The following is a 17,401-nucleotide window of genomic DNA, read 5'->3' as shown; positions in this document are numbered from 1 at the left end:
TCATAAGATTCGTCTGTTAAATAAACAGACATAACCGATAAAATAGACAATAATCCATTAAAAGAGATTTTGATCATCTATGGAATAATTTTATAGATCTTTTTTTATAGGTTGTTTCCTTAAAATCTTGCACCAAAACCATGATCAGAGCCATACCACTGTTGAGTTTCTCAACTATGATCAAGGCTTTGGACCGCGCCTTATTTTCTAAATTTTTTGAAATCTTTTTGATATTTTTTAGGTGCTATTTCTTGTCTTTTTTTCCGATAAAATTGACTATTTTCTCTTTCCACGAGCGGGATTGCTCCTTGCTGATAACCTCTTGTTGATCATCAAACTTTTCTGCCACCCGTTCAATCAAAGCGTAGCTCACTTGCTTCACCTTTGCTACTTCTTTGGCTAAAGCTAATGCACGTTCAAGGTGGGTTTTGTTGATGCTCTCGTCAAAGCCTAGGTGATCACCTGCCGTAAAGCTTTGCTGATAAGATTGTAAGGTCTCAATATTGCCCAATAAGGCAAGAGCGCCAAGATGAAGCAAAGCATAATCCGTATCATCTGCTTTAGACGTTGCATCCCGTTGCCAAGGAGCAGTGCCATAATCAGAGCGAAGTCTTTTAGAAAGGTCAATGTCTTTGACTGACCATTCTAGCGCATCATCAAGTGCTTGCTTTAAGCGATCCGCAGTGACTTCTGGTTCAAAGATTTCTAACCCCTTTGCTTCAAAATTAAGCTGTATATCTGGGATATCTTCCGTGTGGGTAGGATCAATGAATTTACAAGCAGCGGAAAGAATACCCGTGCTAATCAAAAAGGCGCTATCAAATTGTGGGTAATCTTTGGCAATTTCGTCGTTATAAAGAATGTCTACTTCACGATCAGCCAATTGATAGCTTGCCATATGGTCATTCTCATTGATTTTCTCAGTTGACCAACCTAAGCTTTTTAAAAGTTCATGAGCACTTTCCATGGTCAATGGAGCATCTTTGTCATCCCTTTCCTCTACTTCCTCTGTCGGCTCACCTGCAACAGTTTTGGAAGCATCAGATGCCGTTTGCGGATCCAAGCTTAAAATCGGAGCATTTTTGGGAAAACCCGTTCGATAACCCCGTGCAAGAGTGAGGAGATTATCAACTCTATATTTTGAGATTTCTTCCACAAAACCTAAAGGATTTCCCTTTCTAAAACTCTCCTTATAAGATTTGAGCTTTTCAACATCCCCAATTAAAACAAGCGCAATGAGGTGACGCGCTACAAGATCAAGTTCACTGTCTGGAGACAAAGCTGCATAATCATAGATAATTTGATTGATATTTTGTCTATCTGCCCACTCAAGAATGTCCGCACAAATCTGCTTTAGCTTGCCTTCATCCAATTCAGTAGTAGAAACTGTATAAACTTCTTCTGCTTCTTTGAGGGCTATATATTGAGGCATATTATAGAAAATCTCTCTATAAGCAGTAGAGAAGGCAAGTGTTGAAAGAGAAGCCTTAAATGCAACAATCGGCTCTTCTTCATTACTTTGAAGGTTATACATTATATTGATGATACGGTCTTTACTTATAAAATAAGCATTGCGATCATAGTTTTTATCACGATAAACTGTCCAACCTATTTCTTTTAATTGCTCTGCAACTTTATTGAAAGTAATCAAAACTTGTGGACTAAGATGACCTTCTGCTGCCTCTCGCTCATTAAGGATTTTCAGATGTCTTTCAGCAAATTCAAGAGCGTGATTAACATACTCCTCCAGTTCTTCATCAAGATTTTGCAAATGCTCAGGTAGCTTACCCTCTACGATAGAATCTTGATAGGATTTTAGGACATCAATTTAACCTGTCAATGCTAAACAAGCTAAATGCCAAGGAATATCTGGATAATAGCTATATTCTTGAAAAAGCGTTTTGTTTTCTACCGCCATTTCTAAATCTTGAGCACGTGCCCACTGTATTACTCGCTCAGAAATTTTGATAAGCTCTTGTTCATTAACCATTTCTACACAAACATCAATACAATTATCAATGCCACTATAAATGCCTCCTCCAATCGTCTGAAAAGGCTTATAAATAGTTCTAAACGACCTGGGTTTATCTTCTCTATCATAGTGAATATAATTGCAAGCCAGAGAAATCGCTTCTGTAGATGTATCTGCCTCAATATGGACATTGTGCTTATCCTTAAGATACCCTAAGCCAAAATTAAGCACAACAAAGCGGTCAGGCAAAGCCAACCACATTTTTCCAGGATCCATAGCAAACCATCCTTGAGTTTTGAAAATACGGCTTGCCGCAGTGATGCTCATCAGCTTTTTTCTAGGTTTTTTACGCGCCAAAACATCATCCAATTCCCCATTTTTATAGGCTTGTGCAAAAAGAAGAACGCGATCATACCGCGTCGTTATTTGATAATCAGAAAATTCTGGTATATGTAATTGAGATGTAGATTTGTAACCTTTTAAAGCCTCTATATCACCAAGCAAAGCCTTTGCAACAAGAGAGTGATCAGCAGCTTCCTCACGTAATTTTTGTTCAATATCCTGTGCATGCGCCCATGCAAATACTCTGTTTAAAGCTTCCTTAATATGGCTTTCTGACAGATGTGAAGCTGTAACATCGAAATCCTCTTTCGCAGAAAACAGCGTATCTTCATACTTATCCTGTGATACTTCACCACTAGCATATTCGCAAGCAAGGCAATAAGGAGCAGTGGTAAGATCAGCTGATAACCGAATTTTTCCCCATCCTCTCCATAATCTACAACATCATAACTAATGCCTACAATGCGATCGGGAAGATGATAATAAGCAAATGTATCTCCAACTTCATCGCGATATGGCTCCCAACAAAGCTTTTTTAATATCTCTGTTACATCTTTGGTTTGCATCATCATTCCCCCAACATAATCCGTAATTCTTTTACATAAAAATTACTTGTGTAATACTGAGGCTCTTTAGAAAGGCTAAATATTGCCTCACCATCAATTTCCCTTCCTCCATAGTTTTTTCCAAAAACGCTTGTAAAAAGGGATAGGTTGCGGACTAGGAGTGTTCTCAGTCTTTTCAATCGGTTGATCACCATCAGGTATCTCAACCCCCGCATGTACTTTAATTCTTTTGCAAAGAAATTCATAAAAATTTCTAGCATAATATTCGCAATCGCCTAATGGAAGCATGACATAGAGTGGGCATTCACCATCCCGAAACTGTGTATAATCAAAGTAAAAGGTTTCATCAAGATCATAACTCACGACAAGCTGTTCTGGTGTCGCAAAACCATGTTTTCTATAATAATTTAAGTTTTGGTGAACTATATCATCAAAAGGAACACCTATATGATGCTTATAAAGGCTAAAGATTTCTTCACCAGCAATATCCCCACCTTTATAATGTTTCAAAAAACTCTTGTAAGAAGATGTAAACTTCAAACCAAGAGCTTTCTCTGCTTTTTCAATCACAAGATCATCAACTGCATTCTCATCAGAACAAAAATTAACAATATCACCTTCATATTTATCAACTAATTGTATAACATCATCTAAGGTATAGGTTTTCATCGATTATTTCTCCAAACTTCTTTTTTCTCTTTTCATCAACCGTAGAGCATTATTGCCGATGCTCCTGTCCCCATCCGTCAAAATCTATCCCTATGATACCCCATCTCATATCAATTATTCCTCCTAAATTACTGTTTTTTTGTTCTCTATACCCTTTAGCCCGTTCCTTCCAATATTCCTCTCTCCACTTATCAAACTTTTTTCTCTCTATAAGTGATTGATGTTTTTGAGGATTATTATGAATCACAGAAGTATATTTTTTATGAGATTCATGACTCATTTCTGCTATGGGTCCCTCATGCGTTTGCTTTAGGTGATGCAACTCAACAGGTTGACCATCAAAACCTATAGGTGCTCTTCCTGCTTCCATTCTCTCAACATTGGTACCCCATACGTCTTTTTTATTCACTGTCCATTTAACAATTTGGTTAGGATCAAACAAATCGTCTCTCTGATAGACTTTGTTAGTCTGACCAAATTTGCTATCGGTAAATTTAGTGGGCTTCTCTTTTAACCAATTCTTTTTTTCTTGAGCAGCAAGTTTGGTCAGTTCTTTCCTAGCAGCTAGTTTGTCAGGATCTCCCTGAGCTGCAAGCTCTGCAAGATTTTTCTTGGAAGCGAATTGGACAAAATCTTTCCTAGCATTGAACTTGATCACAGCCTTTTCGCCAAGCTTTATGGCTCCCTTGGCTGCTCCAGCGCCTCCAACAAAGTTTTCTAACACTCCGGCTGATAATCTTCCAGTTTCAAAACCAGCATTAAAAGCTCCGTTAACTTCCGCTTTTTCAAGATTCTCTTTTACGTAATCTATATCCCCTATAAAGGAATCCTCAACACCTCCCCAGAATTGACCAGCACCTTCCCAGACATCATCAATCACATGTCCACTCACGACCCAAGACGCTCCTGTTCCAATGTCTTTAACACTCTTTTCAACGCCCCCCCGTGGATTGCTAGCAAATATTATCATTTGTAACATCATGTTCTTCACAGCGCCATCAGCTAACTCGTATAGCTTGATTGGTATATCGGCAATGAGACCAGTCATAATTCCTGTCGAAAAAGTTCTATCTTGTTGTTCATCAATCTCGAACCATTTTTCGTTAACATCTCTTCGACACTGATCATCAGGGCACTCTTCTAACTCTTTCTTCATCTGAGCGCGTTGTGCACTCCCCAAAAAGTTATTTGCAGCGGCATTACCAGCGGCATCGGCGCCAGCATCAACATCGCCACCGGCAAGGGCAGCAGCAACGCCCCCCGCAGCCCGTGCGACATCAATGGTGTGATCCCTAAAGTCAGCAAACTGCGCATCAATCTTTGCGTTTATACGCGCTTCCTCTTCCGCAGTTGGGGTGCGACCGTTTAGATCTCCCATTTCCTCTTTCACAATGCCTTGCACCCACAATTGAAACTGGAGCATAGCAGTGGCTTCGCCCACAGCACCCCCCACAGCACCGGCAGAGCAAGCACCGCTCGCAACAGCGCCTTTTAAGCAGCCAAGACCGGCGTGAGCAACGATCTGCGTGACCGTGTCTATTTTGCCTTCAGCCTTGGCGGTACCGATTTCTTCCGCCAACGATTTGCCAACCGTATCAGACAGGGCGATGCGCAGATTGTTAAAAAAGTTCTTGTCAAGAGAACCACCCTCAAGAGCCGTTTGCACGCCTGTGCCAATGGCGGCTTTGATCAGGTTCTTTTCCGCTTCACTGGCGATACGATCGACAAAAGGAGCGGTTTTTGGCAAAGATTGTCCAACACCTGCCATTTCCGTTATTTGGCTGGTTAAGCCCGCCGTTAACATCGACGAGACAATGCTGAGAACATTCTTTGAAGAGCCAAGCTCATGCAAGGCGCCGGCAATATTGCCGCGATTATTGACAAGAGCCACAGCGCTTTTGTTAATCAGCGCTTGGACACCTGCCTGTATCGCCGCATTCATGGCAGTGCTCGAGCCAAGCCCCAAAGCACCGGTAATGGCACTGGCAGCGCCCGAGGCTGCTCCACCCGTAACCGCCGTGACAGCCAAGGCCACGATAGCAGCGCCAGCTTCTGTCAGCCCTTGGGCTTTATAATCCCAGTCTTTAAATTCAGCTTTCACTGCTTGCCAATCAACTTGCTTGGATAATTCTGGATCATCACGCAGTTGCTTAATCCATGCCATGCCTGGGGAGCGAGATAATTGTTCAAGAGATTTGTCTAAATCACCGGTTGCCTCATATTCAACAACAAAGCCATCGCCCGCATCAAGCTTTATGCCACCCTTAGCATCTATGGTGACATGCTCGATGGTCTCCTTCAGATAGCCTTTGTCCCTCTCATTCCACCACACAAGGTTTTCATTACGCTGATAAACATCCTTAAAATCTTGATCCTTGTTGGTCAGAAACTTGATTTTTCCCTTATCTGATGCCAAATGCGTCTGACCACCACTTTTTGCCCCTATGGCATCAAGTGTGAGATCCCCATTTTGCGCATGCATGGAGAGGTTGCCCTCTGTTTCTATCGTGGTTTTGTTTGTAGTAACTTCTGTTGACTGTTGACGAAACTTATTCTTTTGCTTCGATTTGTCGCCTTCTTTGCCCCTCAGATCCAAATCAAAACTGTTAAAATCTTGCTCTGAAATCGCGTTGAGAGCACCACCACTGGTGAAATCCCCATTGCCCTTGGCTTTAAACTTTCCCCCAAGGTTAAGATCACCACCTGTGACAATGGTCAAATCTCCATCACTGTTGACTTCTGCCAAACGGTGCTCACTGCTTTGGGCGTTATAATGCCCTTTTTCCAATGTCTGCTTATGGTCACTCTCTAGCACTAATGAACCAAACGTAGCAGAGCCATCAACAATGACCGTCATCGGTCCACCACTGCTCCATTGGCCACCAGTCATGCTTAAATCGCCAAGGGAGTGAATGTTTAAATCCTGTATAGAAATGATTTGAGCCTGCTGTCCGATCCGATCAACAAAACCATATTCATTCGTGTCACGGATTTTTGCAGTACCATCAATGATTGTCTTCGCATTGAGGGTGATGATATTCCCCAAGATAACCCCTGACGAATTGGCTAAAAGATCGCCACTGCTGAGATCGACAGCACCGCTGCCAAGCAAAAAACCACCATCATTAAACAAAGTTTGCGTAGTCGAAACATGCAATGCACCATTACTTGATATGGTGCCGCTATTGGCAAAACGGTCCGTCTCTATAGTAACGCCATTGCCTTTCAAACGTGCACTGGCAAGGTTTCCTTGCTGCGTTTTTGCCCCATAAACATCTTGTGCTAAAGAAGTGTTTGGTGCCAAATAAACGTGGGGTACCAAGACCTCTTGTCCATCGACAAGGTGGGTCTCAAGCCAGATCATATCCTTTTTGATCCCAGAAATCTGCTGAGGTGTTAATGGCTTGCCTAGCTCTAACTCCAAGGGATCTTGCTGCTCCACAGCATTGTCATAAAGCCTTTGCATTTGAGCATTGGGATCTTCAACATCAAGAAGAGTGCGATTGCCTGTCAGCTCAAAGATTTGCTCACCCACCAGACGATATTCAAAATAAGCATCCCCCAACTTTTTAAACACGTGCTCAGGCTTATAATTACCAATCTTTTTTAAGTAATAGTCCGATCCTAAAAATTTACTTGGGTTGATAAAATCTGGACGCGTCTCAACTAAAAACGGCACATCCGGTGATTGGGTCTGAGCCAATTCTGTCTTAACAGAGTTAAGCCCGTCTTGCGTTGGCACCTGTATGGATTCTGGTGCGGGTGTTTGGATACTTGGTGCAAAAAGCCCTTTGTGCCCTTTCAAACCATTGATAATCCCATCTAATCGATCATCACTAATCAGTGGTTTGGAACCGTCAAAATCGGTGTTTTTAACACCAGCCAAACCTTTCTCGCCAGAGCTTAAGCCAACTTGCTCAACCCCTTCACGCACCGCATGATTGTCAATAGTGCCTGTCAACTTGGCATCAAGCGTGCCACCAGCTTCAATCGTGCCATAAACAGCATCATAAGTGCGGACGGTTGTTTTGGTATCAGTAGTACTGCCATAATATGTTATGCCTGTAATACTACACCCTCCTAATACTGTGTGGCAATGTTTCTTCCTGCGATGCGTTTCAGTTACAATCTTGGTTGTTTCAATTAAATCACGCCCCTCATTGAGCAGCGTATCACCCTGCATCTCAATGTTGCCATTGGCAGCAATCAAGCTATAGCTATTGCGGATATCACCGGCATTAATTGTCAGATGATGTCCTACTAAAATCTGTGCAGCATTATTGGTAAAATGAGGTTGTTGACGGCTAATTGTAGTGTCAACATCTTCCTTTATCTGATGGTGTCTAACATTAGTGCCTTCCCAACTTCCCGCAACAAACCTGTGAGAAACCACTTTATCGCTAACTTCAACCCCACCTTCACGCATGTTGGTAAGCGCTGAGACATCGAAGGTCATATCGCCTGACACGGCTTCTAAAAGACCCGAGCTGTTGATCACATGACCAGCCCGCTCTCCACTTAAGCCACGGATGATGAGATTGTCTTCAGCAATGACATCGGCAAACTTATTGATAAAATCCCCATCTAAGGAGAAAATGGCAGATTTCTTGGCATAAATCAGCCCACTATTACTCAGATCAGCGCTCACATTGAGCGCAACCCCATCACCACTTGAACCAATACTGCCGGCATTGTCCAAAACATCTGCGGTTAAGACAAAAGCGCCACCACTTTTGAGAACACCGTCTTCACCATTTAAAACCAGAGCAACTTGCCCCAATGACGGATCATGACTTTTTGCCACAAGCGTAAAACTGTCACTGGCTAAAAGCTGACCGGAATTGGCTAAAGACCCAAGCTTCGCATCAACAACACCGCCCACCATAATACCGGAATTGCTTAAAACATCATGGCTGTTGAGAGTAAGTACCCCGCCTTGCGCTTCCACAAGCCCAGCTTGGGTGAGTGTGCCTGCCTTCAGCGTTACATCATAGGCGCCCACCTCACTTGTCTCGCCCATTGTCAATATGCCATCACTGGAAAGCTCAACCCGCTTTTTAGAAACAATGCGCCCTGTTTGATTTAGAGTGTTTTGCGCATGCAAAGCAATAGTATCATTGCTTTCTATTGTGCCACTATTGCTTAAATCACCGTGGCTGGTCAGTTGAAGGTCACCACGCTCAATCTCTATGTGCCCTGCTTGGATCACACTATCAGCAACAATATTGACTGCCCCTTGCGTAGAAATGAGACCATCAACATTCTCAAAACTGCCCACATCAATGCGCAAACCATCCCGCGCTAAAACATGCGCACCTTCATCATGTGTAGCGTTTTGTTGCTCTGAATTTGTCGCTTCAGCGCTTTTATTGACAAAAGACGTTGCAACAATCTTCATCTCACCGGCTAAAGCACTGAGAAGACCAGCCTCATTATTTATATGACCAGCACGTATCTCTTTCAGCCCACCAATACTGAGAGCCTCTTCTGCAATCATTCTGCCCTGTGTGTTGGTTAAATCACCATCACTGAATACGTCCATAGATTTTTTGGCGTAAATCAGCCCACTATTGCTGACATTCCCTGCCACATTGAGGGCAACATTCTCACCACTAGAGCCAAGCGCACCGGCATTGTCTAATTGCCCTGCGGTCACAACAAAAACACCACCACTTTGAAGGACACCTTCGGATGTATTCTTCAGAAAGGCTTGTTGCGGATCGGCGCCTTCTTGTGTGCTTACCATCAAATGCAAATCATCGGTTGCAATAAACGTCCCTTGATTGGTAAATGCACCAATATGAGCATCGACACTCTCACCGCGCATTGTGCCGTTATTTGCGACCCCATCACGCACTTGAAGGGTTAATGCTCCCTCTTGGGCTTCCACTGTCCCTGCTTGGGTTAAAGCATCAGCACTTAAAACCACATCATAACTTAAAATCGTGCTCTCTTGAGAAGTTGTGAGCATGCCACCCGCTGTCAAGGCAACCTGCTGCATACTGACAATATCACCCGTGTGATTGAGGGCACCATGGGCATCCAGCGTTATCTTCCCATTGGACAATACAGTACCTTCTTGGATCAGGGCACCGTGATGCGCATAAAGGTCAACTTTTTGCTCTGCCACTAAGCGCGCACGTGATGTAAGCTCTGCTGCTTCCACCAAAAGAGAGCCGCCGGCGCTATAATGTCCAGCGCCTACAGTGAGCCCATCATCGGCGCTCAAGACAATATTCCCCTTAGCACCAATATGGTTGTTTAAAGCGGTGATTTGATTGGTTTTAATGGTCAGATCGCCAAGGGAAGAAACCCCTGTTTGATCATTGTCTTGCATGCGGCTTAGATCAATTGTTGCTGCTTGGATCTCTAAAAGATCACCGGCGGCTATCCTCCCATTCCCCGCCTCAAGCTTTGCTGCCTGTAAGTGCAAAAAACCCGTCGCTGACTGTTGACCATCACTCCCAATACCGCTTGCTAGAAGAGCATGAGACTGGAGCTTGATCAGATCAGCGCCCACATCGACAGTACCGCTCGCTGCAACGCGCGCATTTTTTTCCAGTTCAACATGTTTCAAAGCCTTCAGTTCAACTGCTTCTTCTGAAAAAAGCAGATCTTTCACATGTACACTGTCGTGGTGAGAACGCGCTTTTACCGCTCCTTTGGCGCGTGCTTTGGCAATCACCAGCTTGCCATCACTTGTCAATCTCATGGCGCCTGCATTGGCAACCATGTCTCCTCGCATCTTAACGCCGGCGCCTTTATCATTGGCAATCACGCGGATCTGCCCCGCATACATTCCACCAAACTCACTGGAATCAATCGCCAATTCCGGCTCTTTGCCATCAGAACCAAGAGAAGTTGCTTCGCGTTTGTCATAATCAAAATGATTGCGCCCCGCGATAACAGCCAAATCTCCTTTGACCTGTATGGGACCCCCGATACTGATCTTGCGCGAAACAAGATCAAAAATATCTAATGCACTCCCATCAGCCCCACGAGCGCCTATGGTGATATCACCACCCTCAACACGCAACCCACTCAAAGCGCCATCGGCTCCAATAATCGGTTGTCCAGTCGATAAAGTCACCCGTGGTGTATTAATAAAGCCACAACCGTTACAGGTAATCCCATTGGGGTTGGCGATAATAACATCCGCCATATGCCCATGCACTTCGCTCACGCCTTCAAGACGCGAGCGATTGGCACTCACTACTTCATTGAGGATAACCTTTGCTGCACCGCTATAACGCAAATTGCCGTTGCCTGGCACCAATCCCCCAAGCTGTGAACGCGAAACCTCCTCAGTCGAATTGTTCAAAATCACGCCATGGGTATCAACATTGAAACTGTCATATTTGTTATGAGAAAGACCCTGTCCATTGGGGCGCACAATATCAATCAGCGGCACATCATTGCCGGCTTTCCCCACCGTGGGGCGGAAAACAGAGCCAACCCCATCAGCTGCTTTTATCCCTTGACTCTCTTGTGCAACGGGACTTCGCGCTCCAAGCGCTTGTGCTTGCAACAACAAAGGCTGAAAAGCTAAGCAAAAACTTAAAACAAGTGAAAGCCCCTTATGGATCCCTCGCTGCAAAACACAAAGAACGCGCTGCCATAGCTTGTATCCATATCCCAATCTATGCTTTTGATCTTTCAATCCCCGCATCTTCAGCTCCTCATAAAATTCTTTATCTCTTTTAAAAAACAACCCATATGGGTATAAACAGCGCAGCGATATTTTTACCGCCCATTTGCTCTAAAATCTCAATAATGCCCGCACTTGAAATAACCCTGTCGCATTTCCCTTTTCTCGCACTGTCGATTGGGTTAAAATATTTGAATAAGACACATCAATATCCGTAATATCTCCGGTTGCATGGAAACCAAGAGTTGCCCCAACGAGGCTCCCGCCAAAACTGTTTTTGTTTACATCATTGGCCACTGCCCCCAGATCAAGCGCTATATAAGGGGCAAATTGGCTCATAAATTTACGCCCCATTCTCGAAGAAAAACCTGGCAACAACAGCGACAATTCATTGCGCCAAAACGCCCCATTATTGCCGTAATAAATCGCCTCACGCACCCCACGCACAGAGGAACTACCACCAAGCGATATTTGCTCTGAACTAAACAATGTGTCGGGTGATAATTGTCCTGAAAACAGCGTGTTATAGCGAAAGTTATATTGTTTGAGCGAAAAAGGACGCATGTAGCCTAGGGAAAAAGACAATTTGGAAAATTGCCCTTTGGGTGAATTTTTTGTTGCATTCTCTTGCTCTTTATCGTCATAAGCGCCAAGAATTGCCAACCCTTTATGAAACCCTATATGCGCGCTTAATTCTCCTCCAAGCCACTTGCGCGAATGATCAAGCTCAAAGGTTGCAATAGCTAGTTTACGGCTGGAAACATCAACTCGACTGCCCATAATAAAATTATCAGAATATTTCCATGTCAACCGTCCTGTAACCCAGGTCTTTCCCTCTTGATCACGGTCGATAACCCGTGAAATCCACGGTGTAAGCGATAAAGACTTACCCGCTGTCATAATATCGGAAAATATTCCCTTAACACTCGAATGATATTGGCTCCACGTCCCATCAAAACCCGTTGTCCAATAGCCATAGGGTAGAGAAAATGATCCCGTTAGAGTATCACTATTGGGACGCTTGTGAGAAAAATGATACGGACCACCATCCATAGAACGCTGATAGCTAAACGACCATTGATCATTAATCCCTAACAGATCATCAAAAGAAAGGCTCAAGCGCGTTTGATAAAGCCCTGTTGCTTTAGCGCCAAGATTATCGCTGGAAAGCGTAATAAGCCAAGGTTTCTGTTTTTCAATATGAACATCGAGTATCGAACCACCCGAATTGCCACCAGCACCAAGATTAATGGTGGCTTGGCGTGAGAAAAGCCGATTGATTTGATCAAGCCCTTGCTCTATCTGGCGCAGATTGGTCGGCTTCCCAATAAGGTTTGGAAAAGCCGTGGTGATTTCTCCTTGAAGTCTCCTCTCAACTTTATGCCCATCAAGGGTAATATCTTCCATCACACCTTCAACAACAACAATCTTGAGATGACCGCCGCTTAAATCTTGCTCAGGCAAATAAGCCCGCACCGCAATATAGCCGCGCTTCATATAAAGCTTGGTCACCGCTTTGAGCACTTTGTTGATTTCGGCAATCCCCAAACACCGCCCTTCCCAAAGAGAAATGGCTTCATGAAGGTCGGTATGAGAAATCAACTGAGCACCAACAAATTCAATGCTTTTGATCAGCAAACAGGTTGTACTAGGCGAAACACCATAGGCAGATGTGGTATCATCGTCTGGCAAAAATACCCCATGTGTTTCGTTTCTACGGTGTAATTGCTGAAAACGTTGTTGTTGCGTTTGTTGTCGTTGGATGCTCTCTGATTGATTAATCGCTTTCTCACGAATGTTTTGGGCAAAACTCGGCAACGAAAAAAGGCACAAAATAGCCGCAAAAACAAAAATGAAAAAAAATCTATGCATTCATTGTGCCCTCAAAATAAGCAACAAAATGAACCATATCGTCAGCGTCACAGAAAAAATCGCCAATCGCGTAACAATTTTTTAATTTTTTGATGAAAATAATACTTATAATTTCTGAGAAAAAAGCATAGACTGTACTGTATACACCTGCTTTATTAGTTGTGCAAACCATATCATTTCCCCCACTTTTGAAGCTTGTATAATTACACTGTTAAATGACAATCATATGCTATATATGCTTCTTAATTTTAAGGTGTTGCATGTAATATAATCTTGAGCTTCAAGTAAAGACTCTTATTCATAGAATATACCAAATTTATTGGAACTGTTACATATTAGAAACAACAAGATACTATCCATTATTATCGCTTGATAAGAAAAATAGTATGACAATAGTTTATTACTAAAATAAGAAAAAAAGAAAATGCGTAATGCCATAACTGATGAAGGATTAGACTATTTTAAAGCGGCTTATCCTAATGAAACCATAACAAAAGATGATCTATTCTATTATGTTTACGGTCTTTTGCATTCGGAAGATTATCGTACCCGTTATGCGGATAACCTCTCTAAAGAATTGCCTCGTATCCCGTGTGTAAAGAGTGCTGATGATTTTTGGAAATTTGTAACAGCAGGGCGTGAACTGGGTCATTTGCACGTGAATTATAAAGATGTAAAACCTTATCCAATGACCTTTAAAAAGGCTAATCCAAAATTTACAGAGATCTCTAATCCAGAAAAGTTTTATTATGTGACTGAAATGAAATTCGCAAAAGCAGGTAAAGAGAAAGGCAAAGCCGAAAAGGATAAATCAACTGTTATTTACAATAGCAATATTACCATAACAGATATCCCTCTTGAAGCTTATGAGTATATCGTCAATGGTAAACCCGCTCTTGAATGGGTTATGGGGCGTCAATGTGTAAAGACAGATAAAAAGAGTGGTATTGTGAATGATGCCAATCGCTATGCTGTTGAAACCGTTGGCAACCCTGCCTACCCTCTAGAGTTGTTTCAAAAGGTTATTACCGTAAGTTTAGAAACAATGAAAATCGTTAAAAACCTACCAAATTTGGTATTAAGAGAAACTGAATAACTTATAAAGCATGCTCACATAATGGGTATGATAAACGCATAAGGGGTATAGAGCTTATAACCATAATCTATACCTCTTTTGTGAAGTTAATTAGATACAATCCTAATATGCGTTATTCTAAAAAGAAAGCCCATCTTAAATAGAGTTAGATTTTTTTACATTGCCTTTAAGAGGTTATACCGTAATCTAAAATGAGTGCTTTATCCTTTTCAAAAGCTTTGTTTAAAGAGGGTTATATATATTCATTTTGCTTATAGGTTTTGAAGGTGTAAAAACCGTCAAAACCCCCTCAAAACGTATATTATTAGTTGAATTTATAGGTTATATTATCAATATGAGTTGTTTTTTTTAGGTCTATAAAATATTAACCTATTGAAATATAATGTTTTTACTTTTTATCGTTTTTTTACATAATAGCAGCAACCCTCAAAACTCAAAATCCCTTCAAAACTCATAACCTAATGATCTTGATAGCATCTCTTATGAGTTACAAGCTATCTTTTGAAAGGCTTTAAAGGTTCACATGCTTTTTATAAAGCACGTTGTAATCAATTCTCTAAAATCATAAGTTTATATCTTCAAAAGAACTGATAAAAATTCATAAAAAGGATTTTGATAACGTAATTAGTTGCTTTTCATAAGACACGTTTTAATGTCTCACTAAAATGATCACTTTTGTCAGTTCAATTTACTGACACATAACTGACAAATATATATTGTGAGTTGAATTTATGTGTTACTATTTAATAAAGGTTGTATCATTAAAATACTAACCTATTGAAATATATTGATTTTAATTTTCTCTCATTTAAAAAAATAATATAGGCTCTAAAAAGAACTGACAACACTGACACAACTGACAAAAGCCTATTAAAAGGGATTTTGCTAATCTCTATAATTATCAGTTTCTATTGAGATGTTTTCATAACAGGCAATAAATCACAATTATCCTATTTATCGTTTCTCTTATGAAAATGAAAAATGATGCCATGGCTATAAAGAACATAACAGCTATAGAGAATACGTGAAAAAGCAGGTTTTCATAATCACATGCAAATGAACGCGTTGGTTATAAAAGCGCGGTGCCTATTAAGATAGTTCAAATGATAAATGCGTTATAAACAAAATTCACAAAAAAATAAAATTCATTTAGTAAAAAAACTGATAGGTTATAAAGGTAAAAATACGCATTATGAGAGCGTTTCTAAATATTATAAATGTATAGATTCAAAAAACAACGCAATCGTTTCTAAAGCCCATAATATAGCTTTAAAAGCACATAAATATAAAAGAGGCAATTCATAAGCAAATGATAATATTAATACATAATGCAATTTAAAAAATACAAAAAAATATCAAAAAAGATAAAATATTATTTGACAATAAATACGTATTTTGTTATATAAATAATCAAGTGATCAAAACACTTACAGTTAGCGAAAAGGTTACGAAACAACCTTTCCAAAGTCTTTAAAAAACTGACTATCTTTTATGCTGTGATTAGCATATATGATGATTTTGTCGGGTGTAGTTACGCTATACAATACCTTATAGGGAAAGCGTAGCAACGGACTAACTGCCGTGTTTTGAACGCCCGGCGCCCTTATAGGGTGTCAATTTCAAAACAATTGAACAGTTAGGCTTTAAATATGACAAATATAGTAAAAAACACCCCCGTTAATAAGAAAAAAACATCCAAAAAATATGAATTTACTAGTGAAATGGATTGCGTAGCTGGTCATTTCTTATATCGCATTCGTGCTTTAAGAGATTTTGGGGATGTCAAGGCGGGCGATCTAGGCGGTTTTATTGAAAAGGAAAGCAACTTATCTCACAAAGGAAATTGCTGGGTTTATGACAAAGCGCGTGTTTTTGAAAATGCAAGGGTTTATGAAAATGCTAAAGTCAAAGGCTTTTTTGTAGACGTTTATGGCGATGCTAAAATTTATGGGAATGCCATTTTTCAAGGCATGGCAATAAATGATTATTGTGAGATTTATGGCAATGCCCATGTTGAAAACGCCGTGGTTATTGAAGGCAATGTTAAAATTTATGATAACGCCCATGTAAGTGGTTATGCTCATATTTCCGATATGTCTGTTATTTGTGATAATGCTCATGTCGGAGGCAATGCTAAAATAAGTGATGGTGCTTATATTTGTGATGATTCCTATGTCGTTGATGATGCCGTGGTTTGTGGTTCTTATGTATCTGGTTCTTCTTGTGTTCATAGCGCTGCCTCTTTAACTGAATATGATCAAATTCATGATGAGGCAATTCCAAGATTTGGAAGTGATGATGATTATTACCGTCATGAATATTATGACGAGGCAATGTAATTAACACTAGGCGCGGCGGGGGCGTCCCTCTTTAAAAATCTCATTCTAAAATTTAATCTTCTTTATAAAGGAATTGTGCTATGCAAAAGAAGTTTGCACTCACAAATGAGACACGTGTATTTAATAATCAAACTCTTTATCGCATCCAAGCATTAAGGGATTTTGACGATGTTAAGGCTGGTGCCTTGGGTGGTTTTATTGAAAATGAAAGTAACCTCTCTCATGATGGCAATTGCTGGGTTTACGATAATGCTCTTGTTTTAAATCCTGCCCATATTTATGAAAATGCCAAGGTTTTTAATAACGCTATTATAATGGGTAGTGTTTATGGCAATGCCCATGTATGTGACCGTGCCCGCGTTTATGCAAATGCTCATGTTTATGACAATGCGCATCTTTCTTATAATGCTTGGGTTTATCATCAGGCGCGGGTTTATGGCAATGCAAAATTATCAGGAAATGCTCGTATTCATAGCAAGGCGGTAGTTTATGATCATGCTGTTATCAGTGGCGCTGCTAAAATTTATGGCAAGGTTTATGGGAATGCTAGCGTGGGCTGTCATACTGATGTTTATGGCTCTGTTTATGGTAATGCGAAAATCTCTGGTTATTTCGTGATTAGAGGTAATGTATATGGCAATGCAAGATTAAAAAGAGATAGTGATTTATATTGGGTTCCCATAAATTGTGAGGTTTATGAAAACGATACCGTTGTAAAGATTATTGAAAATAACGCTGCGTAAATAATGGCGCGGGCGCGGCGGGGGTGCCCCTCTCTCAATTTTCCATTCCAAATTTTATCAAACGTTTATCACATTAGATTGTGAGGGTATCTCTATGTGCAAAAAATATGAATTAACCAGTGAAATCAAAAAAATCAAACATGCTCTTACTCGA

The 17,401-nt window shown here is 41.0% G+C and carries 5 protein-coding genes and 2 pseudogenes; 3 read left to right on the top strand and 4 right to left on the bottom strand.

Annotated elements, in window-relative coordinates:
• Positions 1-244 precede the first annotated feature (244 nt).
• From ACFIMU_RS07655 to ACFIMU_RS07640, 4 genes and pseudogenes are all read right to left on the bottom strand, one after another.
• A pseudogene (locus ACFIMU_RS07655) lies at positions 245-2,880 on the bottom strand (DUF6990 domain-containing protein).
• 93 nt (positions 2,881-2,973) lie between these two features.
• Positions 2,974-3,549, bottom strand: a complete 576-nt coding sequence (locus tag ACFIMU_RS07650) for an SMI1/KNR4 family protein (protein ID WP_375608842.1) — start codon at positions 3,547-3,549, stop codon at positions 2,974-2,976.
• Positions 3,550-3,598: 49 nt separating this feature from the next.
• The gene (locus ACFIMU_RS07645; RefSeq protein ID WP_375696978.1) at positions 3,599-11,218 is read right to left on the bottom strand and encodes a DUF637 domain-containing protein; all 7,620 of its coding nucleotides are present in this window, start codon (positions 11,216-11,218) and stop codon (positions 3,599-3,601) included.
• A 90-nt stretch (positions 11,219-11,308) separates the two neighbouring features.
• Positions 11,309-13,069 (bottom strand): ShlB/FhaC/HecB family hemolysin secretion/activation protein, encoded by a 1,761-nt coding sequence (locus ACFIMU_RS07640; RefSeq protein ID WP_375696977.1) that lies wholly within the window; start codon positions 13,067-13,069, stop codon positions 11,309-11,311.
• A 427-nt stretch (positions 13,070-13,496) separates the two neighbouring features.
• Between ACFIMU_RS07640 and ACFIMU_RS07635 the strand changes: the two are divergent.
• The 3 genes and pseudogenes from ACFIMU_RS07635 to ACFIMU_RS07625 form a co-directional block, all read left to right on the top strand.
• Positions 13,497-14,165 (top strand): annotated as a pseudogene (locus ACFIMU_RS07635) (type ISP restriction/modification enzyme); the annotation flags it as partial.
• A 1,649-nt stretch (positions 14,166-15,814) separates the two neighbouring features.
• Complete coding sequence (locus ACFIMU_RS07630) at positions 15,815-16,504, top strand: hypothetical protein (protein ID WP_375608872.1); 690 nt, start codon at positions 15,815-15,817, stop codon at positions 16,502-16,504.
• An 80-nt stretch (positions 16,505-16,584) separates the two neighbouring features.
• On the top strand, positions 16,585-17,247 hold the full coding sequence (locus ACFIMU_RS07625) for a hypothetical protein (protein ID WP_375696976.1): 663 nt from the start codon (positions 16,585-16,587) through the stop codon (positions 17,245-17,247).
• The last annotated feature ends 154 nt before the right edge of the window (positions 17,248-17,401 follow it).

It is taken from the genome of Bartonella sp. AC70YNML (assembly GCF_042196545.1).
Taxonomy (GTDB): Bacteria; Pseudomonadota; Alphaproteobacteria; order Rhizobiales; family Rhizobiaceae; genus Bartonella.
This window is presented reverse-complemented; position numbering and strand designations above follow the sequence as displayed.

Coding starts and splice junctions, on each gene's coding strand:
- ACFIMU_RS07625 (WP_375696976.1), top strand. CDS start 16,585: ATGCAAAAGAAGTTTGCACTCACAAATGAGACACGTGTATTTAATAAT.
- ACFIMU_RS07645 (WP_375696978.1), bottom strand. CDS start 11,218: ATGCGGGGATTGAAAGATCAAAAGCATAGATTGGGATATGGATACAAG.
- ACFIMU_RS07630 (WP_375608872.1), top strand. CDS start 15,815: ATGACAAATATAGTAAAAAACACCCCCGTTAATAAGAAAAAAACATCC.
- ACFIMU_RS07650 (WP_375608842.1), bottom strand. CDS start 3,549: ATGAAAACCTATACCTTAGATGATGTTATACAATTAGTTGATAAATAT.
- ACFIMU_RS07640 (WP_375696977.1), bottom strand. CDS start 13,069: ATGCATAGATTTTTTTTCATTTTTGTTTTTGCGGCTATTTTGTGCCTT.